The sequence below is a fragment of the Isoptericola sediminis genome, from assembly GCF_013085345.1.
GTDB lineage: Bacteria > Actinomycetota > Actinomycetes > Actinomycetales > Cellulomonadaceae > Isoptericola > Isoptericola sediminis.
Window position 1 is genome coordinate 114522 of sequence record NZ_JABFAJ010000001.1, and the last position, 20874, is coordinate 135395.

General features: G+C 73.2%; 15 protein-coding genes. 12 read left to right on the forward strand and 3 right to left on the reverse strand.

Annotated elements, in window-relative coordinates:
- Positions 1–68: 68 nt before the first annotated feature.
- The 7 genes from HLI28_RS00500 (at position 69) to HLI28_RS00530 (ending at position 12152) form a co-directional block, all read left to right on the forward strand.
- Entirely contained in the window at positions 69–2243 is a 2175-nt protein-coding gene (locus HLI28_RS00500) for a PhoX family protein (RefSeq protein ID WP_171245543.1), read from the forward strand.
- 236 nt (positions 2244–2479) lie between these two features.
- On the forward strand, positions 2480–3727 hold the full coding sequence (locus tag HLI28_RS00505; RefSeq protein ID WP_171245544.1) for a cysteine desulfurase family protein: 1248 nt from the start codon (positions 2480–2482) through the stop codon (positions 3725–3727).
- The gene (gene mnmA / locus HLI28_RS00510) at positions 3724–4860 is read left to right on the forward strand and encodes a tRNA 2-thiouridine(34) synthase MnmA (RefSeq protein ID WP_171245545.1); all 1137 of its coding nucleotides are present in this window, start codon (positions 3724–3726) and stop codon (positions 4858–4860) included. Before HLI28_RS00505 ends, mnmA begins: the two co-directional genes overlap by 4 nt.
- Positions 4857–5894, forward strand: coding sequence for a uroporphyrinogen decarboxylase/cobalamine-independent methonine synthase family protein (locus tag HLI28_RS00515; protein ID WP_171245546.1), 1038 nt, complete (start codon positions 4857–4859; stop codon positions 5892–5894). Before mnmA ends, HLI28_RS00515 begins: the two co-directional genes overlap by 4 nt.
- Before the next feature lie 161 nt (positions 5895–6055).
- Positions 6056–8782 carry a bifunctional acetaldehyde-CoA/alcohol dehydrogenase gene (gene adhE / locus HLI28_RS00520; RefSeq protein WP_171245547.1) on the forward strand — a complete coding sequence of 909 codons (2727 nt, stop codon included), beginning with the start codon at positions 6056–6058 and terminating at the stop codon, positions 8780–8782.
- A 155-nt stretch (positions 8783–8937) separates the two neighbouring features.
- Complete coding sequence (locus tag HLI28_RS00525; protein ID WP_171245548.1) at positions 8938–9678, forward strand: HAD family hydrolase; 741 nt, start codon at positions 8938–8940, stop codon at positions 9676–9678.
- Positions 9675–12152 (forward strand): glycoside hydrolase family 65 protein, encoded by a 2478-nt coding sequence (locus tag HLI28_RS00530; protein WP_171245549.1) that lies wholly within the window; start codon positions 9675–9677, stop codon positions 12150–12152. Before HLI28_RS00525 ends, HLI28_RS00530 begins: the two co-directional genes overlap by 4 nt.
- A 24-nt stretch (positions 12153–12176) precedes the next feature.
- Here the strand turns inward: HLI28_RS00530 and HLI28_RS00535 are convergent, their stop codons facing one another.
- Positions 12177–14348 carry a prolyl oligopeptidase family serine peptidase gene (locus HLI28_RS00535; RefSeq protein ID WP_171245550.1) on the reverse strand — a complete coding sequence of 724 codons (2172 nt, stop codon included), beginning with the start codon at positions 14346–14348 and terminating at the stop codon, positions 12177–12179.
- Between the two features lie 187 nt (positions 14349–14535).
- On the opposite strand from HLI28_RS00535, the gene HLI28_RS00540 reads away from it, so the two are divergent.
- Genes HLI28_RS00540 through HLI28_RS00560 form a run of 5 tightly spaced genes read left to right on the forward strand, consistent with a single transcriptional unit; the run spans position 14536 to position 18501 of the window.
- Positions 14536–15903: a sensor histidine kinase gene (locus tag HLI28_RS00540; protein ID WP_171245551.1), complete on the forward strand. Its 1368-nt coding sequence runs from the start codon at positions 14536–14538 to the stop codon at positions 15901–15903.
- Complete coding sequence (locus HLI28_RS00545) at positions 15881–16303, forward strand: roadblock/LC7 domain-containing protein (RefSeq protein WP_216077205.1); 423 nt, start codon at positions 15881–15883, stop codon at positions 16301–16303. Before HLI28_RS00540 ends, HLI28_RS00545 begins: the two co-directional genes overlap by 23 nt.
- Positions 16304–16317: 14 nt before the next feature.
- Positions 16318–16671 (forward strand): DUF742 domain-containing protein, encoded by a 354-nt coding sequence (locus HLI28_RS00550; protein ID WP_171245552.1) that lies wholly within the window; start codon positions 16318–16320, stop codon positions 16669–16671.
- On the forward strand, positions 16652–17275 hold the full coding sequence (locus HLI28_RS00555; protein WP_171245553.1) for a GTP-binding protein: 624 nt from the start codon (positions 16652–16654) through the stop codon (positions 17273–17275). The genes HLI28_RS00550 and HLI28_RS00555 overlap by 20 nt, the downstream gene beginning before the upstream one ends.
- Positions 17272–18501: a cytochrome P450 gene (locus HLI28_RS00560; RefSeq protein WP_171245554.1), complete on the forward strand. Its 1230-nt coding sequence runs from the start codon at positions 17272–17274 to the stop codon at positions 18499–18501. Before HLI28_RS00555 ends, HLI28_RS00560 begins: the two co-directional genes overlap by 4 nt.
- A 7-nt stretch (positions 18502–18508) precedes the next feature.
- Here HLI28_RS00560 and HLI28_RS00565 read toward each other — a convergent pair whose 3' ends face one another.
- Positions 18509–20005 (reverse strand): flavin-containing monooxygenase, encoded by a 1497-nt coding sequence (locus tag HLI28_RS00565; protein WP_171245555.1) that lies wholly within the window; start codon positions 20003–20005, stop codon positions 18509–18511.
- 88 nt (positions 20006–20093) lie between these two features.
- Positions 20094–20870, reverse strand: a complete 777-nt coding sequence (locus HLI28_RS00570) for a hypothetical protein (RefSeq protein ID WP_171245556.1) — start codon at positions 20868–20870, stop codon at positions 20094–20096.
- Positions 20871–20874 lie beyond the last annotated feature (4 nt).

Consider the following 20874-nt stretch of genomic DNA (forward strand, 5'->3'; position numbering starts at 1 on the left):
ACGCCGTCCCGCCACGCAGCGTTCCTAGCGTCAGGGCTGGTCATGCCCCCTCTGCCCAGGAGAGCCCGATGACGATCACGCCCGAGTCCCGGCCGCAGCTGCCCGTGGTGGCCACGCCCCACTACGCTCGCGGCAAGCGTGCTGCGGCGACGTGCCGTTTCAAGTGCGCCGATGCCTGCGCGCACCCCGCGCCGAACCTCAGCGCCAACGAGTACTTCCGTGACATCGCCTCGCGGGCGCTGAGCCGCCGCGTCATGCTCGGCGGCGCCGCCGCCGCGGCCGCCGCCGTCGTCGTCGGCGCCCAGGCCCTCGGCGCCCCGCCCGCCGCGGCTGCCACCGTCGCTGGGAAGAAGCCGGTCAAGGGCCTGGCGTTCGGTGCCATCGCCGCCCAGCCCATGGAGCAGGACGCCTTCGTCGTCCCCGAGGGCTACGCGTGGTCGCCGATCATCCGGTGGGGCGACCCGATCCTGCCGAGTGGACGCGCCTTCGACCCGGCTCAGCAGACGCCAGAGCAGCAGGCCCGGCAGTTCGGCTACAACTGCGACTACCTGGACATCCTGCCCGAGGGCCCGCGGCACATCCGGTCCATGGTGGAGACCCGTCGCGGGACGAAGGGCGTGCTCGTGGCCAACCACGAGTACACCAACCCGGACATCATGTTCGACGCCTCCTACGACGCCGCGACGCGACGGGCCATCGAGCGGGCCGCGCACGGCATGTCCGTGGTCGAGGTGACCCGCGACAAGACCGGTACGCCGTGGGAGTACTCGCGCATCGCCCCGCTGAACCGCCGCATCCACCTGGGCACGGAGTTCACGATCGACGGCCCCGCCGCCGGCGACGACCTGCTGAAGACGATCGACGACCCGACGGGCACCAAGGTCTTCGGGACGCTCAACAACTGCGCCGGCGGCACGACCCCGTGGGGCACCGTCGTCTCCGGCGAGGAGAACTTCCACGGGTACCTGCGCGTCAACGGTCAGGACGCGCGCGACGCCCGCTACGGCCTGCGCAACACGGCCACCCGCTACGGCTGGGAGCTGGACGACCCGCGGTTCGACGGCAACAACCCCGGCTACGAGAACGAGAACCGCCGCTTCGGCTGGGTCGTCGAGATGGACCCGTACGACCCGACGGCCGCGCCGGTGAAGCACACCGCGCTCGGCCGGTTCAAGCACGAGGGGGCCAACGTCATCCTGGCCGCGGACAAGCGCGCCGTCGTCTACATGGGCGACGACGAGCGGTTCGACTACGTCTACAAGTTCGTCTCGACCGACCGCATGCGCGAGGGCAACAGCGCGGGGGCGCGCGCCCACAACAAGACACTGCTGTCCTCGGGCGACCTGTACGTCGCGCGTTTCGACGGCGACTCCCCGGCCTCGGAGATCGACGGGTCGGGCGCGGTGCCCTCCGACGGCGCCTTCGACGGCACCGGCGAGTGGCTGCCGCTGGTGCTCGACGGCGAGTCGCAGGTGGACGGCATGTCGCTCGCCGAGGTGCTGGTCTTCACCCGCGTGGCGGCCGACACTGTCGGTGCCACCAAGATGGACCGCCCCGAGGACGTCGAGCCGAACCCGTTCACCGGCCGCATCTACGTCGCCTGCACCAACAACTCCAACCGCGCCCGCGACGGCTACCCGGGCGTCGACGAGGCCAACCCGCGCGGGTCGAACCGCGACGGCCACGTCGTGGAGATCATCGAGGACGGCGGCGACCAGACGGCCAGCACGTTCACCTGGAACCTGCTGATCGTCGCCGGCGACCCCGAGGTCAACGACTCGACCTACTTCTCCGGCTTCCCGGCCGACAAGGTCTCGCCGATCTCCTGCCCCGACAACGTCGCCTTCGACGCCGACGGCAACCTGTGGATCTCCACCGACGGCCAGCCGTCGTCGATCCAGAAGAGCGACGGCCTGTTCAAGGTGACGCTGGACGGCGCGGAGCGGGGCCGGGTCGAGCAGTTCCTCGCCGTGCCGCGCAGCGCCGAGACCTGTGGTCCGGTCGTCGACGTGCGGGACTCGATGGCGTACGTCAACGTCCAGCACCCGGGCGACGACGGCAGCTGGGGCGCGCAGACGTCGTACTTCCCGGACTACCTGGCCGACGGCGAGACGGTCCCGGCCGGTGCCTGGCGCGGGCCGCGGCCATCCACGGTCCAGGTGTTCCCGGCCGGTGCCGGGCAGATGCCGCGCGGGCAGCACCAGGGGCCCGGCCCCTTCCGCGAGCCCCGCGGCGGCCGCTGAGTCAGGACACGCTTCGCCGAGTCAGGGCGGATCCGCACGAGTCAGGGCCCGGCCCGTGCGGATCCGTCGGCGGTGGCCGGGGAAGGGCCCCTGACTCGCCAGGACCGGTACTGACCCGCGAAGATTTGTCCTGACCCGCGGAAAAGTGCCCTGACCCGCGGAAAAGTGCCCTGACCCGGCGAGATCGGTCCTGATTCGCGGAATGCGGGACGGGGGCGTCACGGTTCGTAGACTTGATGACCGTGACAGACCCCCGGGCGCCCGGCGCCTACCTCGACCACGCCGCCACGACACCCATGTCGTCGGCGGCGCTCGAGGCGTACGTCGCCGAGGCCTCCCGCACCGGGAACGCCTCGTCCCTGCACTCGGCCGGACGCTCCGCCCGGCGCACCGTCGAGGAGTCGCGCGAGACCGTCGCCGCCGCCCTCGACGCCCGCCCCAGCGAGGTGATCTTCACCGGCGGCGGCACCGAGTCGGACAACCTCGCCGTCAAGGGCATCTTCTGGGGGCGCCGCACCCAGGACTCCCGCCGACGGCGCGTGCTGATCTCCGCCGTCGAGCACCACGCCGTGCTCGACCCGGCCTTCTGGCTCGCCGGGCACGCCGGCGCCGAGATCACGCTGCTCGACGTCGACGACGAGGGCCGCATCGACCTCGACGCCCTCAAGGCCGAGCTCGCGAACGCCCCCGAGGAGATCGCGCTCGTCTCGGTGATGTGGGCGAACAACGAGGTCGGGACCGTCCAGCCGATCCGCGAGGTCGTCCGGCTGGCCCACCAGCAGGGCATCCCCGTGCACACCGACGCCATCCAGGCCGTCGGCCAGGTCGAGGTCGGGTTCGCCGCCTCCGGCGTGGACGCGCTGACCGTGACCGGGCACAAGCTCGGCGGACCGGTCGGCGTCGGCGCGCTGCTCGCCCGCCGCGACCTCCCGCTGGAGGCCGTCTCCCACGGCGGCGGCCAGGAGCGCGGCGTGCGGTCCGGCACGCTCGACGGCGCTGCCATCGCGGCCTTCGCGGTCGCGCTGCAGGACGCCGTCACCCACCGCGCCGAACGTGCCGAGCGCCTCGCCGCGCTGCGCGACGCCCTGGTCGACGGCGTCCGCGCCGTGGTGCCCGACGCCGTCCTGCGCGGTCCCGACCCGGCCGCCACCACGTCCTCGGGCGGACCGGCCCGCCTGCCGGCCAACGCCCACTTCACGTTCCCGGGCGCCGAGGGGGACTCGCTGCTGTACCTGCTCGACTCCGCCGGCGTGCAGGCCTCGACCGGCTCGGCCTGCCAGGCCGGGGTGCCCCAGCCCAGCCACGTGCTGCTCGCCATGGGGGTCGACGAGGCCGACGCCCGCGGCGCCCTGCGCTTCTCCCTGGGAGCGACGTCCACCCGCGACGACGTCGACCGGCTGCTCGAGGCGCTGCCCCAGGTCGCCGACCGCGCCCGCGCCGCCGGTCTCGTCTCCACTCGCCCGCTGACCGGAGGTGCCGCATGAGAGTCCTGGCCGCCATGTCCGGGGGAGTGGACTCCGCCGTCGCCGCCGCGCTCGCCGTCGAGGCGGGGCACGAGGTCGTCGGGGTCCACATGGCCCTGAGCCGCAACCGCGACCAGTTCCGCACCGGGTCGCGGGGCTGCTGCTCCATCGAGGACGCGGGGGACGCCCGTCGCGCCGCCGACGTGCTCGGCATCCCGTACTACGTGTGGGACCTGTCCGAGACCTTCGAGGAGACCGTCGTCGCGGACTTTCTGTCCGAGTACTCCGCCGGCCGCACGCCCAACCCGTGCGTGCGCTGCAACGAGCACATCAAGTTCACCGCGTTGCTCGACAAGGCCACCGCCCTGGGCTTCGACGCCGTGGCCACCGGCCACTACGCGCGCATCGAGCACGGCCCCGACGGCCCTGAGCTGCACCGCTCGCCGAACGACGCCAAGGACCAGTCCTACGTGCTCGCCGTGATGGGACCGGAGCGGCTCGCCCGCTCGGTGTTCCCGCTGGGCCACTTCGCCAGCAAGGACGAGGTGCGCGCCGAGGCCGAGCGCCGCGGGCTCTCGGTCAGCGCCAAGCCGGACTCCTACGACATCTGCTTCGTGGCCGACGGCGACACCCGCGGGTTCCTGCGCGACCGCCTCGGGGAGAAGCCCGGCGAGGTCGTGGACACCGACGGCACGGTCGTCGGCGAGCATCGCGGCGCGTTCGCCTACACGATCGGCCAGCGCAAGGGCCTCGGCCTGGGCCGCCCCGCCGCCGACGGGAAGCCCCGCTACGTCGTGGACGTCGACACCGAGTCCAACACCGTCGTCGTCGGCCCCTCCGAGCTGCTCACCGTCGACCGCATCGACGCGGGCCGGGCGACGTGGCTCGTCCCGGCCCCGACCGACTGGACCGACGTCACCGTCCAGGTGCGCGCACACGGCCGGGCGGTCCCCGCCCAGGTCCGGGCGACGTCCGACGACGGCGCGGCAGGCCTGGAGGTCCGGCTCGGCGAGCCGCTGCGCGGGATCGCGTCCGGGCAGTCGATCGTGGTCTACCGCGGCACCCAGGTGCTGGGGCAGGGCACCGTCTCCGGCGCGCGCCGCGCCGGTGCCGTGTCCAACGCCGCCCCGACGGCCACCGTGGCGCACGCGTGACGGCGGTCAGCGGGCACGGGCCCTGGCCGGGGGGAGAGCGCGACGTGCTGGAGGCCCAGCAGACCGTGCTTGGGGACCTCGCCGACCTGCCCACCGGCGTCGAGCCGATCCCGTTCCTCGTCCAGCTCACGGGCCGTGGTCCGGGTGCGGGGGCGACCGCCCGGACCTCGCTGCTGCTGGCCGAGCACACCGTCGAGCTCGGCCCGCACGGCTGGAAGCTCGCCGACCACGACGGCGTCGACGCCCGGCGCGCCCGCTCCCTGCTGGCCGAGGACCTCGCCACCCTGGCGATCGCCGGGCACGGGTACACGGGGCCGCTGGCCGTTGAGGTGACGGGCCCGTGGACCCTCGCCGCCGAGCTGTGGTCCGCGCGGGGCGACCGGGTGCTGGCCGATGTCGGCGGTCGGGCGGCCCTCACCGAGGCGCTCGCCGTGGGACTGGCCGACCACGTCGCGCAGGTGCGCGACCAGGTGCCCGGCGCGGACGTCGTCGTGCAGCTCGCCGAACCGCTGCTCGGGCAGGTGCACGCGGGTGTCCTGCCGACCTTCTCCGGGTACTCGCGCATCCGCGGGGTGCCCGGTCCGGAGATCGTCGAGGGTCTGCGCCCCGTGGTCGAGGCGGTGCACGACGCCGGTGCCACGGTCGTCGTCCACCTCGGCGGCACGTGGGTGGGGATCCCGCCCGTGGTGCTCGCCGGTGCCGACGCCATCGGTCTGGACCTGGCCGACGTCGGCCCCGAGGGCTGGAACGAACGGGCCTGGGAGCTCGTGGCGCGGGCGACCGAGCGCAAGGTCGGCCTTTGGGCGGGCCTGCCCCCGGCCACGGTGTCGCAGTGCGCGGGCCCCGAGCTGGGCGGTCTCGTGCGGCTCGTCGCCGAGCCGTGGCGCCGCATCGGGCTGCCCGCCGCCGGGCTCGAGTCGGTCACCGTCCTGGCGGCCCCGCGGCGCACGCCCGGCTCGGTGGACGACCACCGGGCGGGACTGGCGAACCTGGGCCGGGTGGCCGAGGCGCTCGCCGAGCGCGCCGCGGACTGACCCCGCGCCACCCGTCGCAGATGGTTGCCTCAGCCATCTGACCTGCGGATGTGTCCTGCCTCTCGCCCTGACCACTTGTGGTCTGACCACATCTTGTGAAAGTCTTCACTTGTCAGATCCGGAGGCCGAGGAACGGCCACAGCCCCTCAGGGGAGGGCGACATGAGCACCGACACCACCACGACCAGCGCCGCACCGGAGGTCACGCCGACCGACGTCCCGACGGTCGAGCCCCCGGCGCCGGAGGTCGCCGTCGACGCGATGGTCCAGCGCGGGCTCAAGGCGCTGGCGGCCTACGCGACGCTGACGCAGGAGGACGTCGACCACATCGTCAAGAAGGCGTCGGTCGCGGCGCTGCGGGAGCACGGCAACCTGGCCCAGCTCGCGGTCGACGAGACCGGGCGTGGTGTCTTCGAGGACAAGGCCACCAAGAACATCTTCGCCTGCGAGCATGTCACCCACTCGATGGCCGAGCTCAAGACGGTCGGTGTCGTCGCGCGCGACGAGCTGCGCGGCATCGTCGAGATCGCCGAACCCGTCGGGGTCGTCGCCGGCATCACCCCGGTCACCAACCCGACGTCGACCGCGATCTTCAAGAGCCTCATCGCCCTCAAGACGCGCAACCCGATCATCTTCGCCTTCCACCCGAACGCCCAGCGCTCCTCCGCGGAGGCCGCCCGGATCGTGCGCGACGCCGCGATCGAGGCCGGCGCGCCCGAGGACTGCATCCAGTGGGTCACCGAGCCCAGCCTCGCCGCGACGAGCGCGCTGATGCACCACGACGGCGTCTCGCTGATCCTGGCCACCGGCGGCAACGCCATGGTGCGCGCCGCCTACTCCGCCGGGAAGCCCGCCCTCGGCGTCGGCGCCGGCAACGTCCCCGCCTACATCGAGAAGACCGCGAAGATCGGCCGTGCCGTCAACGACGTCGTCCTGTCCAAGGGCTTCGACAACGGCGTGGTCTGCGCCTCGGAGCAGGCCGTCATCATCGACGACGAGGTCTACGACGAGGTGATGGACGGCTTCCGGACCATGCACGCCTACGTCGCCTCCCCCGAGGAGAAGGCCCGGCTCGAGGAGTACCTCTTCGGCGCCTGCGCCGACACGGCCGCCTGCAGCGGTGCCAAGCTCAACGCCGCCGCCGTCGGCAGGCCGGCGGCCTGGATCGCCGAGCAGGCCGGCTTCGAGGTCCCGGAGGACACCTCGGTGCTCCTGGCCGAGATCTCCGGCGTGGGGCCGCAGGAGCCGCTGAGCCGCGAGAAGCTGTCGCCCGTGCTCGCCGTCCTGCGCTCGCGCAGCACCGACGAGGGGGTCCGGCTCGCCGAGCAGATGGTGGAGTTCGACGGTCTCGGCCACTCGGCGGCGATCCACACCACGGACGCCGAGCTCGCCGAGCGGTTCGGGCACGCCGTCAAGGCGGTGCGGGTGCTGTGGAACCAGCCGAGCGCCCTGGGCGGCATCGGGGACATCTACAACGCGCTCATCCCGTCGCTGACGCTGGGCTGCGGCTCCTACGGGCACAACTCGGTGTCGAACAACGTCAGCGCCGTGAACCTCCTCAACATCAAGCGTGTCGCGCGGAGGAACAACAACATGCAGTGGTTCAAGGTGCCGCCGAAGACGTACTTCGAGCCCAACGCGATCCAGTACCTGGTCGACATGCCGGACGTCGAGCGCGTCACCGTGGTGACCGACGGCGTCATGCAGTCCCTCGGGATCGTCGACAAGATCCTCGACGTGCTCCAGCGCCGGACCAACAAGGTCGCCGTCCAGATCATCGACACCGTCGAGCCGGAGCCGAGCGTCGAGACCGTCGAGCGCGGGGCCCTGCTGATGCGGGACCACCGCCCGGACACGATCATCGCGATCGGCGGCGGTTCGCCGATGGACGCCGCGAAGGTCATGTGGCTCAAGTACGAGCACCCCGAGGTGGCCTTCAGCGACCTGCGCGAGAAGTTCTTCGACGTGCGCAAGCGGGCGTTCCGGTACCCGGAGCTCGGCGAGAAGGCCCAGCTGGTCTGCATCCCGACGTCCTCGGGCACCGGGGCGGAGGTCACCCCGTTCGCCGTGATCACCGACCACTCGACCGGGTTCAAGTACCCGCTGGCCGACTACGCACTGACCCCGTCGGTGGCGATCGTCGACCCGGTGCTCACCGCCACGATGCCGGCGAAGCTCGCCGCCGACTCCGGCATGGACGCGCTGACCCACGCCACCGAGGCCTTCGTGTCCGTCTACGCGAACGACTTCACCGACGGCCTGGCGCTGCACGCGATCAAGCTGGTGTTCGAGAACATCGGCACCTCCGTCCTCGAGGGCGGCGAGGCGATCGAGGCGCGGGAGAAGATGCACAACGCGGCGACGATGGCGGGCATGGCGTTCGGCAACGCGTTCCTCGGCATCGTGCACGCGATGTCGCACACCGTCGGTGCCACGTTCAAGCTCGTGCACGGGCGCACCAACGCGATCTTCCTGCCGCACGCGATCCGCTACAACGGCCTCATGCCGGGCAAGGTCACCGGCTGGCCGAAGGCTGAGCGGTACGTCGCCCCGGAGCGGTACCAGCAGATCGCGAAGCACCTCGGGCTGCCGGCCGCCACCCCGGCCGAGGGCGTCGAGTCCTACGCCCGGGCGGTCGAGGAGCTGACGCGAAGCATCGGCATCGAGCCGTCGTTCCAGGCGCAGGGTGTCGCCGAGGAGGCCTTCATCGGCGGGCTCGACACGCTGGCGATGCGGGCCTACGAGGATCAGTGCGCCCCGGCCAACCCGCGGCTGCCGATGCTGCAGGACATGAAGGACATCATGGTCGCGGCCTACTACGGCACCACCCAGAAGGCGGCTGCCGAGGCCCGCAAGTCCGACGGCGGGTACACGTCGCTCGGTCGCTGACCACGACGACCCTCGCACGTCCCGGCAGGGCACCGGACCACGGGCCGGTGCCCTGCCGGGCGTGCGCGGCGTGCTTCACCGGCGGTTCGCGCCCCAGGTGCCTATAGCCTGGGGTGGGGGCCGGTCGGCTCCCGTGCCGACCCGAAGGATCCCGGATGCCCGCCCTGCGTGCCGTGCTCTTCGACCTCGACGGGGTCCTGACCCCGACGGCCGAGGTCCACATGCGGGCCTGGGAGCGGCTCTTCGCCCCCTACGCCACGGCCCACGGCCTGGAGCCGTACACCGAGGCCGACTACTTCGCCCACATCGACGGCAAGCCCCGCTACGACGGTGTCGCGACGTTCCTCGCGTCCCGCGGTGTCCGGATCCCGCACGGCACGGCCGACGACCCCCCGGGCGAGGACACGGTCTGCGCGCTCGGCAACCGCAAGGACGAGATCGTCAACCGGATGTTCGTCGAGGAGGGTGTCGACCCGTACCCCGGCTCGGTGCGGTTCCTGGACGCCGTCACCGGCGCGGGTGCACGGGTCGCCGTCGTCTCGTCGTCCAAGAACGCCCCGGCCGTGCTCGCCGCCGCGGGCCTGGCCGACCGGTTCGACGTCGTCGTCGACGGCAACGTGGCGACCCGCGAGGGCATCGCGGGCAAGCCGGCGCCCGACACCTACGTGCGCGCCGCCGAGCTGCTCGGTGTGCCCGTGGCGGAGTCGGTCGTCGTCGAGGACGCGATCTCCGGCGTCCGCGCCGGCGCCGCCGGACCCTTCGGCCTCGTGCTGGGGGTCGACCGCGGCGTGGGCGCCGAGGCGTTGCGCGAGCACGGCGCCGACCTCGTCGTGGCCGACCTGGGTGAGGTCGACGCCTCGGTGCTCGACGGGCCCCGCCCCCGGGGTGCCGCGTGAGCTTCAAGACGCCCGACGAGGAGAGGACCGTCGACCGGCAGCGGTTCCCCGCGGAACCGTGGCGCCTCGTCGAGACGAGGTACTCCGACGAGGACCTCGGCACGACGGAGACCCTGTTCGCCGTCGGGAACGGCTACCTCGGCATGCGCGGGAACGTCGAGGAGGGGCGCGAGTCCTTCGCGCACGGGACCTTCGTCAACGGCTTCCACGAGACGTGGCCGATCCGCCACGCCGAGGAGGCCTACGGGTTCGCCAAGGTGGGCCAGACCATCGTCAACGTGCCCGACACCAAGGTGATCCGCCTCTACGTCGACGACGAGCCGCTCCTGCTGCCGGTCGCCGACCTCCTCGAGTACGAGCGGTCGCTCGACCTGCGTGACGGGATGCTGCGCCGTGACCTGCTGTGGCGCACGCCGTCGGGCAAGCTGGTGCGGGTGCGCTCGGACCGCATGGTCTCCTTCGTCGAGCGGCACCTCGCCGTCATGACCTTCGAGGTGACCCTCCTCGACGCGGCCGCGCCGGTCGCGATCTCCTCGCAGATCCTCAACCGGCAGGACGGGGAGGACGAGTACCACGTCAGCTCCGCCGCCCTGGGCGAGGGGTTCGACCCGCGCAAGGCGGAGGACTTCCGCGGCCGGGTGCTCCAGCCCCGCGCGCAGTGGGGCGACGACGAGCGGCTCGTGCTGGGCTACCGGTGCACCAACTCCGGGATGACCCTCGCGGTGGCGGCGGACGACCGGTTCGAGACCGAGAACGAGTGGACCGTCCGCACCCAGGTCGAGGAGGACCTCGCCAAGCACGTGTTCCGGGTCCAGGCGGAGCCCGGACGCCCGGTCCGCCTGACGAAGACCGTCGCGTACCACACCTCGCGCGGGGTCCCGCCGCGCGAGCTGGTCGACCGCTGCCGGCGCACGCTCGACCGGGCGGCGGACGGCGCGCTGGCGGAGCGGTACGCCGACCAGCGGGCCTGGCTGGACGACTTCTGGGAGCGGTCGGACGTCGAGATCGGCGGACAGGAGGAGATCCAGCAGGCGGTGCGCTGGAACCTGTTCCAGGTCGCGCAGGCCACGGCGCGCAGCGAGGGCAGCGGGGTGCCGGCCAAGGGGCTGACCGGGTCGGGGTACGGCGGCCACTACTTCTGGGACACCGAGATCTACGTCCTGCCGTTCCTGACGTACACGAGCCCGCGGTTCGCCCGCAACGCGCTCCGTGTCCGCTACCACATGCTCGACGCCGCCCGCCGCAGGGCGCGGGAGCTGTCCCAGCGCGGTGCGCTGTTCCCGTGGCGGACGATCAACGGGGAGGAGGCGTCGGCCTACTACGCGGCGGGCACGGCGCAGTACCACATCGACGCCGACGTCAGCTATGCGCTGCTCCAGTACGCCCGGGCGACGGGTGACACGGACTTCCTGCACCGCGAGGGCGTGGACATCCTCGTGGAGACCGCCCGGCTGTGGGCGGACCTGGGGTTCTGGCGTGCCAACGGCGACCACCTCTTCCACATCCACGGTGTCACCGGACCGGACGAGTACACGACGGTCGTCAACGACAACCTCTTCACGAACGTCATGGCCCGCTTCAACCTCCGCGCCGCGGCGCACGTCGTGGGAGCCCTGCGCAGGGAGGACCCCGAGGAGTACGAGCACCTGGTCAAGCGGCTGGGGCTCGAGCCCTCGGAACCGATGGAGTGGGCGCGTGCGGGCAACCGGATGGCCATCCCGTTCGAGGAGGGCGTCGGCATCCACCCGCAGGACTCGCACTTCCTCGAGCGGGAGATCTGGGACCTGGCCCGCACTCCCCGCGACCGGCGGCCCCTCCTGCTGCACTACCACCCGCTGGTGATCTACCGCTTCCAGGTGCTCAAGCAGGCCGACGTCGTCGCCGCGATGGTCCTGCAGGGGCACCTGTTCACCCCCGAGCAGAAGCTCGCGAACTTCGAGTACTACGACCCGCTGACGACGGGGGACTCGACGCTGTCCGGCGTCGCGCAGTCGATCATCGCGGCCGAGGTCGGGTACCACCGGCTGGCGCTGGAGTACTTCCTGTCGTCCGTCTACGTCGACCTCGCGAACCTGCACGGCAACGCCGCCGACGGTGTGCACGTGGCCTCGGCCGGCGGGACGTGGGCCGTCCTGGTCAGCGGGTTCGGCGGCATGCGCGACCACGACGGCGACCTGACGTTCGACCCGAGGCTGCCGCGGGGCTGGGAGTCCCTGACGTACCGCCTGACCTGGAAGGGGACACGCCTGCGGGTGACCGTGCTGCCGGGGTCGATCGAGCTCGTGGCCGAGACGGGCGGCGGGGTGACGGTCGCGGTGCGGGGCGAGGAGGTGACGGTCCGCCCCGGGGTGCCCGCGAGGGTCCCGCTCGACGGCCAGGGACCCGTGCGCCACGGGCGTCCGGGCCGGCGCGCGCTGGCGGGCAACCGGCGGGCGGACGGCACCCTCATCACGGCGATCGTCCCCCACTCCTGACCGGCGGCCCGCAGCGCGGACCCGTCAGGAGAGCCGGTCGTGCAGGAACGTCCACGCGAGAGCGGCCATGTGCGCGGCCTGGGCGTTGTTCGCCGCGCCGCCGTGCCCGCCCTCGATGTTCTCGTAGTACGTGACGTCCTGGCCGGCGGCGAGCATCTTCGCCGCCATCTTCCGCGCGTGGCCCGGGTGCACCCGGTCGTCCTTCGTCGAGGTCGTGAGCAGCACCGGCGGGTACTCCCGTGCCGGGTCGTGCCGGTGGTACGGCGAGAAGGTCTGCAGGAAGTCCCAGTCCTCGGGCACGTCCGGGTCGCCGTACTCCGCCATCCACGAGGCGCCGGCCAGCAGGTGGGAGTACCGCCGCATGTCCAGCAGCGGGACCTGGATGACCACGGCCCCGAACAGCTCGGGGTACCGGGTGAGCATGTTCCCGGCGAGCAGGCCGCCGTTGGAGCCGCCTTGCGCACCGAGGTGCTCGGGCGTGGTGACGCCACGCGCGACGAGGTCGCGGGCCACGGCGGCGAAGTCCTCGTACGCGCGGTGCCGCTTCTCGCGCAGGGCGGCCTGGTGCCACGACGGCCCGTACTCGCCCCCGCCGCGGATGTTCGCGACGACGTACACCCCGCCCCGGGCGAGCCAGGCACGGCCGACCGTGCCGGAGTACCCGGGCAGCAGCGGGATCTCGAACCCCCCGTACCCGTACAGCAGGGTCGGTGCCGTCCCCGGCCCCGACCCGTCGGCCGGCCGCACGAGGTCGGAGCGTCCGACGACGAAGTAGGGCACGCGGGTGCCGTCGTCGGAGGTCGCGAAGTGCTGCTCGGCGACCATCCCGGAGGCGTCGAAGAACGCGGGTGCCGTCTTCAGCACCTCCGGCTCGCGCGGCTCCTCGCCGGCCCCGACGACGGTGGCGAGCGCGAGCGTCGTGGGCTCGAGGTACCCGCTGCGCGTCACCCAGACGTCGTCGCTGTCGACCGTCGAGACCGCCCGGACGCCGACGGTGAGCAGCTCGCCCCCGACGGGCAGGTCGCCACGGGCCCAGGGGGACCGGGTGTCGTCTCCGGCGTCCAGGTCCGGCGGGGTGAGGGTGTACGCGGAGTGCGCGACGTCCTCGAGGACCGTCACCACGAGGTGGTGCCGCGTCCAGGCGCCGCCGACGAGCGACGTCGACGGGGTGGGCTCGAAGAGCACGGTGAGGTCCCGCGAGCCGGCGAGGAAGTCGTCGAGCACGACGGCGAGCAGGGCGCCGCCGGGGTACGTGCGGCCGTCGACCTCCCAGTCCTCGCGCAGCTCGATCGTCAGCCACTCGCGATGGAGACCCGTCTCGGCGCTGAGCGGCACGTCGACGCGCACCAGCTCCTGCCCGGGGGTCCCGACGCCCTCGACGAGGTACGTCTCGGACCGGTAGAACGCGATCGACCGGCGGACCAGGTCGCGTTCGAAGCCGGGCGTGCGCGAGCGGCTGCCCATGACGGCCATGTCGTCGGTGGAGCCCTCGTAGACGACCGGGGCCGACGTGAGCTCCGTCCCGCGACGCCAGAGCACGACGGTGCGCGGATAGCCGGACGACGTCGTCGTGCCCTCGCCGAGGTCGGTGAACGCGTACACGGTGTCCTCGTCCGCCCACGCGAGCCCGCCCTTGGCCAGCGGGCGGTGGAACCCGCCGTCGGCGGCCGGGACGAACCGCTTCTCGACCAGGTCGAACTCGCGCGTCACGTCGGCGTCCGACCCGCCGGGGGACAGGTCGACCAGCGCCCGGCGCCACGGCTCCCCGGCCGCCAGCTGCTCCGGGGTCGGGCGCAGCACCGAGGCGCCGTGCCAGACCCACGACTCGTCCTCGGCCTCCGCCAGGGCGTCGAGGTCGAGCACCGTCTCCCACGCGGGGTCCTCGCTGCGGTACGAGTCCGGCGTCGTGCGACGCCACAGGCCGCGCTCGTGCGCGGCGTCGCGCCAGAAGTTGTAGAGGTGGTCGCCGATCAGGGACACCGCGGGGATGCGGTCGTCCGAGTCCAGCACCTCGCGGACCGCCGCCCGCGTCCTGGTCAGGTCCGCTCCGCCGAGCGCCTGCTGGGCGTGCTCGTTGCGCTGCCGGACCCAGTCGAGCGACTCGTCGCCGACGACGTCCTCCAGCCAGCCGAACGGGTCGGTGTCGGGGTCCGGGGGGTCGGGACGGGCGGCTGGCGGGAGCGGGTCGGCACTCATGCGGGGACCCTATCCCGGTGTCGTCCGCCCGACGGTGGGGCGCCCTTTCGCGCGCGGGTCCCCTGTGGTAGAAACACCCTGGTCAGGGGGCCGACACCCCCACAGTCCGTCCGGGGGGTTCGCGGAACCCGCCATCCTGCCGACCGGGGGTGCGGTGAGCACGACGACCTCAGTCAGACCGCCCGTGATGGGTCGCGTCCTGGCGGCCGTGTGCGTCGCCGCGATGGTGCTGTGCATCGCGGCCCTGCCGCTGCTCGGCCAGCGGGGTCCCGGCTGGTCCGTGTGGGTCGTGGGCGCCGCCGCGCTGCTGCTGCCGGTCCTCGCCGCCGTCCTGCTGTCGGGGGCGGCACGCCGCGAGGACGCCGCGTTCCGTGCGCTGGCGGCCGAGCGCGACGAGCTGGCGGTCGCCCTGGACGAGACGTCCCGCCACCTCGACGACACCCGGCGCGCCGCGGAGGCGTTGGAGGCGGAGCGAGCCGGCGAGCGGGCCGCGGTGGAGACGGCGGTCATCGCGCTGAGCCGCAAGGTGCAGGCGTCGGCCCACCGCATCCAGGAAGAAGCGACCCGCATGGCGCAGCGGCACGCGGCCGACCACGACGTGCTCGAGACGTCCATGCGTGTCGACCACGCGGCCGCCCAGCACGCCCGCCAGGCACAGAGCCTCGTCGCGCTCTGCGGCCAGCGCCGGCCGGGCCAGGCCTGGGACGCCCCGCTCGCCCTGCCGGACGTGGTCCGCGGGGCCGCCGGGAGGATCACCGCGTACGGGCGCGTCGAAGTCTCCGGCGACCCCGGGCTCGCGGTGACCGGTCGGGCCGTCGAACCGTTGATCCACGTGATCGCCGAGCTGCTCGCCAACGCCACGCAGTGCTCCCCGCCCAACACCCAGGTGCTCGTCGTGATCCGGCAGGTGCAGCGCGGCGCCGTCATCGAGATCGACGACTGCGGCGTGGGCATGGACCCGCGGGAGCTGGACCGCGTGCGGCGCATCGCGGCCGGCGAGCACGAGATCACGATCTCCGACCTGGGCGAGGTCCCGCAGACCGGGCTCGCGGTCGTGGGGACGTACGCCCGCTCGCTGGGCCTCCGGGTCGAGCTCGCCGACTCCGTCTACGGCGGTCTGCGAGCGGTCGTCCGCATCCCGGAGGAGATCACCGAGACGGTCGACAACGTGCCCGACGTGCTCGCGGCGAGCGTCGACGAGCCGCCGCCGGTCCCCGCACCGGTCGGCGCCGACATCCCCGAGGCCCTGACGGACCCCCGGTCCGCCTCCGACCCGGTGTCCTCCGCGGGCCCGCCCGTGCTGCCGCAGCGCCGTTCCCGTCGCGCCGCCACGGGCCGCACCCCGACCAGCGGCCCCGGCATCCCCTCTGTCCAGGCACCTTCCACCGCACCGTCGGCGCCCCCGGCGCCGGAACCGACGGCCGAGGAGGCCGGTGCCTGGATCGGCGCTTTCTTCGCCGGCACCGACGCAGCGCCGCTGCAGGACACGGACACCCATGATCCGTCCGACGCGACGGGACCTCGGAGGACAGATGACGACGCAGAGCAGCGCTGACACGCCGCCCGCGACCGACCACCCGGACAGCTGGATGCTCGACCTGGTCTCGGGGGTCCGCGGGGTCCGGCACGCCGTCGTGCTGAGCTCGGACGGCCTGGTCAAGGTCCGCACGGACGTCACGGACCCCGACACCGCCGACAAGGTCGCCGCGGCCTGCGCCGGCCTCGTCGCGCTGGGGCTGTCGATGGGCCGGGAGTTCGGCGAGGGCGACCGGCTGCGCCAGGTCGTGGTCGAGTTCGGCGGCGGGTTCCTCTTCGTCCGCGGTGCCGGCGACGGGTCCCGGCTCGCCGTGGTGACCGACGCCGGCGTCGACCCGGGCCTGGTCGCCCAGCAGATGCAGGCCCAGGTGCTCATGATCGGCGAGCGGGCGCTCGGCACGGACCCGGTCGGGGCCTGAGGGGGGGGCGGACGATGGACACCGAGGGTTACCGCGACCACCCGGTGCGTTCGTACGTCCTGACCGGCGGGCGGTCCCGCCCGACCCGGAACACCCTGCGCCCGGAGACGCTGCTGTGCACGGTCGACGACGGGCGCGAGCTGCCGAGCCACGCCGGCCGGCACCAGCACACGCTGCTGCGCACCTGCCGCGGGACGCTGGCGCTGGCCGAGGTCGCCGCCTACCTGCGTCTGCCGGTGAGCCTGGTGGCGGTGCTGGCCTCCGACCTGCTCGACGGCGGCTTCCTGGCGCTGCGCTCGACGGCGACGCACGACCTGCCCGACACCGAGCTGCTCGAGGAGGTGCTCGATGGACTCCGCAGCCTCTGACCCGGCCGGCACCGCACCGGCCCGGGCTCGACACCTCGCCGCGACGGTCAAGCGATCGGTCAAGGTGCTGGTGGTCGGCCCGTTCGGCGTCGGCAAGACGACGCTGATCCAGTCCGTCAGCGAGATCCCGGTGCTCAGCACCGAGGAGAGCATCACCACGGCGAGCGTCGGCGTCGACCGACGCACCGGGGAGAAGTCCACCACCACCGTCGCGATGGACTTCGGGCGGGTCACGGTCGGCGGTGACACCGCGCTCTACCTGTTCGGCACCCCGGGGCAGCGCCGCTTCTGGGACCTGTGGTCCGGCCTGGCGGACGGTGCGGTGGGCGTCCTGGTGCTGGTCGACACCCGCAACCTCGCCGACAGCTTCGAGGTCCTGGACCAGCTCGAGGACCACACGCGGCTGCCGCTCACCGTCGTCGTCAACGAGTTCCCCGGCGCCCCGCGGCACAGCGTCGAGGAGGTGCGCACCGCGCTGGACCTGCCGGCCGGCACGCCCGTGGTCAGCGGTGACGTCCGGGGTCGCCCGCGGGCCGTCCAGGCGCTCACCACGCTGGTCGCCCACGCGCTCGAGCAGCGTGCGCGCCAGGCCGCGGCGGCATGAGCATCACCGCCGCGGGACGGGTGGTCCGCCTCGAGGACGTGGCGGACCGGCCCTTGCTGGCCGATCTCGCGGGCGCACCCGACCCGCACCAGCGCTACGACGCGCTGCGGTCGCGGTGGGGTGCCGTCGCCCCGGTCGACCTGGAACCGGGGGTGCCTGCCTGGCTCGCGCTCGGCTACGACGAGGTCAGCAGCCTCCTGCGCGACGAGGTGCACTTCACCCGGGAGTTCCGCCGCTGGCGCTACGAGCAGGAACGCCTGGTCGCCTGGAGGTCGCCGGTCCGGGCCGTCCTGGCCTCCCGTGACTCGCTCCTCGACGTCGACGGGGCCGAGCACCGGCGCCTGCGCGGGCCGGTCCAGGACGCGCTCGCGACGCTCGACGAGCGGCGTCTCGCCCGCACCGTGACCGTGGCCTGCACGTCGGCCCTCGACCGGTTGGCGGCGCGCGGCGCGGGTGACCTGGTCGCCGACTACGCCGTGGACGTGCCGGTCCGGGTCCTCGCCGACCTGCTGGGGATGACCCTCGCCGACGCCCGCCGGATGCACGAGCTGACCGTCGCCCTCGGCGCCGGCGGCGAGGACGCCCCGGACGCGGCGGACGAGATGGAGAACCTGCTGGCCACGATGGTCGCCGGCCGGCGAGCCGAGCCCGGCGACGACCTCGCCTCGGCCCTCATCGCGGACCCGCGCCACCAGCACGACCTGGAGCTCATGGGCGCCGTCGGGGCGCTGTTCCGGACCGCGCACGACGCCGCGACCGCCGCCGCGGCGAGCGCGATCCGTCGGGTCGTGGCCGACCCGGCCTTCGGCGCGCGGCTGCACGGTGGGCGGCTGTCCCTGGACGACGCGCTGGACGAGATCTCCCGCCGGGAGCCGCCGATGCCGCACCTGCTGCCGCGCTACGCGATCACGGACACGGTGCTCGGCGGCCAGCCGATCGCCGCCGGCGACGCGGTCGTGCCCGCGGTGGTGGCGGCCAACGGGGACGACGCCGTGCAGGCGGTGGACCCGTGGGAGCAGGTCGACTCCCGGTTCCACCTCACCTGGGGCCTGGGCGCGCACGCCTGCCCGGCGCACCGCACCGCCCCGCTGATGACCCGGCTGATCGTCGGGCACGTCGTGGCGCGCGTCGACGAGATCGAGCTGGCGACGGAACCGGACCAGGTGCCCGTCGTGCGCTCCGCGTGGTTCCGCTACCCGCGCGAGCTCCCGGTCCGGTTCCGCTGACCGCGGCTCAGGCCGACGTCGTGACCCGTTCCCGGACCGTGTCCGCGACCCGACGGTAGGCACCCGGGTCCACCGGCAGCAGCCACTGGGCCACCCGGGTCCGGCGCGGCAGGTCGACGTCGAGGTCGCGCATCATCTCGTCGATCTGGTGCAGGGAGAAGGGGATGACGTTCGTGCCCCGGGCGTGCCGGCCCTCGGTGCGCTTCTCCATCCAGTCGACCCTGTCGGCGACGTGCTCGCGGCGGACCTCGTCCGGGGGCAGGTCCATCGCGCCCGCGAGGTGGGCGGCGGTCCAGACGGCGGCCATCTCGGCCGACAGCGGGCTGAACAGGGACGAGTTGTACCCGGCGAACGTCAGGTGCGGCACGTCGTGGGGGAGCACCTGCCGGTAGAGCTGGAAGTTGCCCCGGTCGTCGAGGAGCCGCGCGGTCAGGTCGGCGTCCAGGAACGGCACGCGCTGATGGAACCCGGTGCCGCACACCACGAGGTCGGCGCGCACGGTGTCGCCGTCGCTGAGCACGGCCACGGGGGCGCCGTCGTCGTCCGTGGCGAACCGCTCGATCTCGGTGTCCCGGTGGACGACGATCGTGCCGTCGGCCACCTGCTCGTAGAAGCCGTCCGTGGCGAGGGAGACCGTCGACCGGGCGATGTCGGAGAACTCGCCGCGCGGGACCAGACCCAGCTCGTCCAGGTGCAGCTGCTTGCGCGAGACGGTGCCGACGCTGGAGACCATCGACCGCCGGACCGGGTCGCCCGCTCCGTGCAGGAAACGCTCCATCGAGCCGTCGAGCGTCTGGTAGCGGAACAGCGCCTCCCCGAGGCGCGTCAGCAGCAGGTACTTGTAGTTCAGCGCCTTGCCCAGCTTCTTGGGCAGCTTCCACAGCAGCTGGCGTGCGACGACGGAGGTCGAGGCGGCGACGGGGCCGATCTCGGCCGCCACGTCGCAGGCGGACTTACCGTAGCCGACCACGACGACGTGCTTGTCGCGGGCGTCCTCGACCGACCCGATCTGGCCGGAGGCCACGACCTTCCCGCCGGCCCGCAGGAGCTGCGCCATCCCCTCGAACCGGGGGATGACGGGGTCGGAGAAGATCCCGTTGGCCACCACCAGGTGGTCGAAGCGCTCCGGGTCGCCGACCGCCTCGCCGCTGCGGCGCGCGGTGACCAGCCAGCCGTCCTCGGCGTCCGTCAGCTCGGCGCGCACGACCTCGGTCGACAGCCGCAGCGACCCGGCCAGGTCGTTCACCGCGACGTACTGCTCGAGGTAGGCCTGGACCTGCTCACCGCTGGGCCACTCGGGGTAGTCCTTCGGCATGGGCAGGTCGGTGAAGGAGTACGAGTCCTTGTTGTTCTGGGTGAACAGACCCTGGTACCGGCGGGTCGAGCTCCAGACGCCGCCGACGTCGGGGGCCTTCTCGAACACGGTGACCTCGTGGCCGAACTCGCGGAGGGTCTTCACGCTGGCCAGTCCTGCGAACCCGGCCCCGACGACAGCGATCTTCATGAGCGTCCTTGGATCGATTCGGTCTCAAACGCCTGAATCGTAGCGGGGCGGACACTCCGGGCGATAGGTCTGACCAGGGATGATCTCCTCAGGCCGCGGCCGCGAGCGACTCCAGGCCGGTCCCGGTGACCCGGCCGCGCTCGAGGAGGTGGCGGCTCACGCGGTCACGGAGACGCCGGTCGGCGGCGAGCCGTCGGGCGACCGTCCGGTGACCTCCCCGGCCCGTCACCGCCGCCAGCTCGGCGTCGACGTGGAGCAGGTCCCACAGCGCCGACTGGGTGCCCAGCGGCACGGCCGCGCCGTCCGCGCCGGAGATCGCGCCGATCGTGGAGACGTACAGCGACCACGGCCCGTCGTGCCCGGCCAGGTGCAGGCCGTCCGCGCCCGAGCGGCGGACGTAGCTGTGCTCGGTCGCGTCCAGCGCCACGACCTGCTCGGTCGTGAGCAGGGAGACGACGACGGCGCTGCGGACGTCGGGCGCCGTGCGCGGGACGGCGGCGACGTAGCCCGCCGGGTTGACGCGGGGGATGTGCCCGACCGACACGTGGGAGAGCGCGCCGTGCAGCATGGGCACCGTCGTGCTCACGCCCAGCCGGGTGAACTTGCGATGCATCACCCCGGGAGCGGCGTTGGAGCCGATGGCGACCACCGCGTGCCGGTGGCGTCGCGGGGGGACGCGGGCGCGTCCCAGCAGCTCGTCCAGCGAGGTGCCGTCCTCGCCGATCCACGTGCCGCCGTCGTGCCGGAGCGCACCGAAGGTGCCGTCGTGCAGCAGGCCCGATGTGGGAGCGGCCGGGCCCGGGTAGTGCCAGGGCGTCACCCGCAGGTCGACGTCGATGCCCAGGTCGGCGAGCGTCGTGGACATGGCT

What these genes read in the sequence shown, in the direction of transcription:
- HLI28_RS00535 (WP_171245550.1), bottom strand. Translation starts at nt 14,348, where the DNA reads ATGAGTGCCGACCCGCTCCCGCCAGCCGCCCGTCCCGACCCCCCGGAC.
- HLI28_RS00540 (WP_171245551.1), top strand. Translation starts at nt 14,536, where the DNA reads ATGGGTCGCGTCCTGGCGGCCGTGTGCGTCGCCGCGATGGTGCTGTGC.
- HLI28_RS00500 (WP_171245543.1), top strand. Translation starts at nt 69, where the DNA reads ATGACGATCACGCCCGAGTCCCGGCCGCAGCTGCCCGTGGTGGCCACG.
- HLI28_RS00550 (WP_171245552.1), top strand. Translation starts at nt 16,318, where the DNA reads ATGGACACCGAGGGTTACCGCGACCACCCGGTGCGTTCGTACGTCCTG.
- HLI28_RS00545 (WP_216077205.1), top strand. Translation starts at nt 15,881, where the DNA reads ATGACGACGCAGAGCAGCGCTGACACGCCGCCCGCGACCGACCACCCG.
- HLI28_RS00525 (WP_171245548.1), top strand. Translation starts at nt 8,938, where the DNA reads ATGCCCGCCCTGCGTGCCGTGCTCTTCGACCTCGACGGGGTCCTGACC.
- mnmA (WP_171245545.1), top strand. Translation starts at nt 3,724, where the DNA reads ATGAGAGTCCTGGCCGCCATGTCCGGGGGAGTGGACTCCGCCGTCGCC.
- HLI28_RS00555 (WP_171245553.1), top strand. Translation starts at nt 16,652, where the DNA reads ATGGACTCCGCAGCCTCTGACCCGGCCGGCACCGCACCGGCCCGGGCT.
- adhE (WP_171245547.1), top strand. Translation starts at nt 6,056, where the DNA reads ATGAGCACCGACACCACCACGACCAGCGCCGCACCGGAGGTCACGCCG.
- HLI28_RS00565 (WP_171245555.1), bottom strand. Translation starts at nt 20,005, where the DNA reads ATGAAGATCGCTGTCGTCGGGGCCGGGTTCGCAGGACTGGCCAGCGTG.
- HLI28_RS00560 (WP_171245554.1), top strand. Translation starts at nt 17,272, where the DNA reads ATGAGCATCACCGCCGCGGGACGGGTGGTCCGCCTCGAGGACGTGGCG.
- HLI28_RS00505 (WP_171245544.1), top strand. Translation starts at nt 2,480, where the DNA reads ATGACCGTGACAGACCCCCGGGCGCCCGGCGCCTACCTCGACCACGCC.
- HLI28_RS00570 (WP_171245556.1), bottom strand. Translation starts at nt 20,870, where the DNA reads ATGTCCACGACGCTCGCCGACCTGGGCATCGACGTCGACCTGCGGGTG.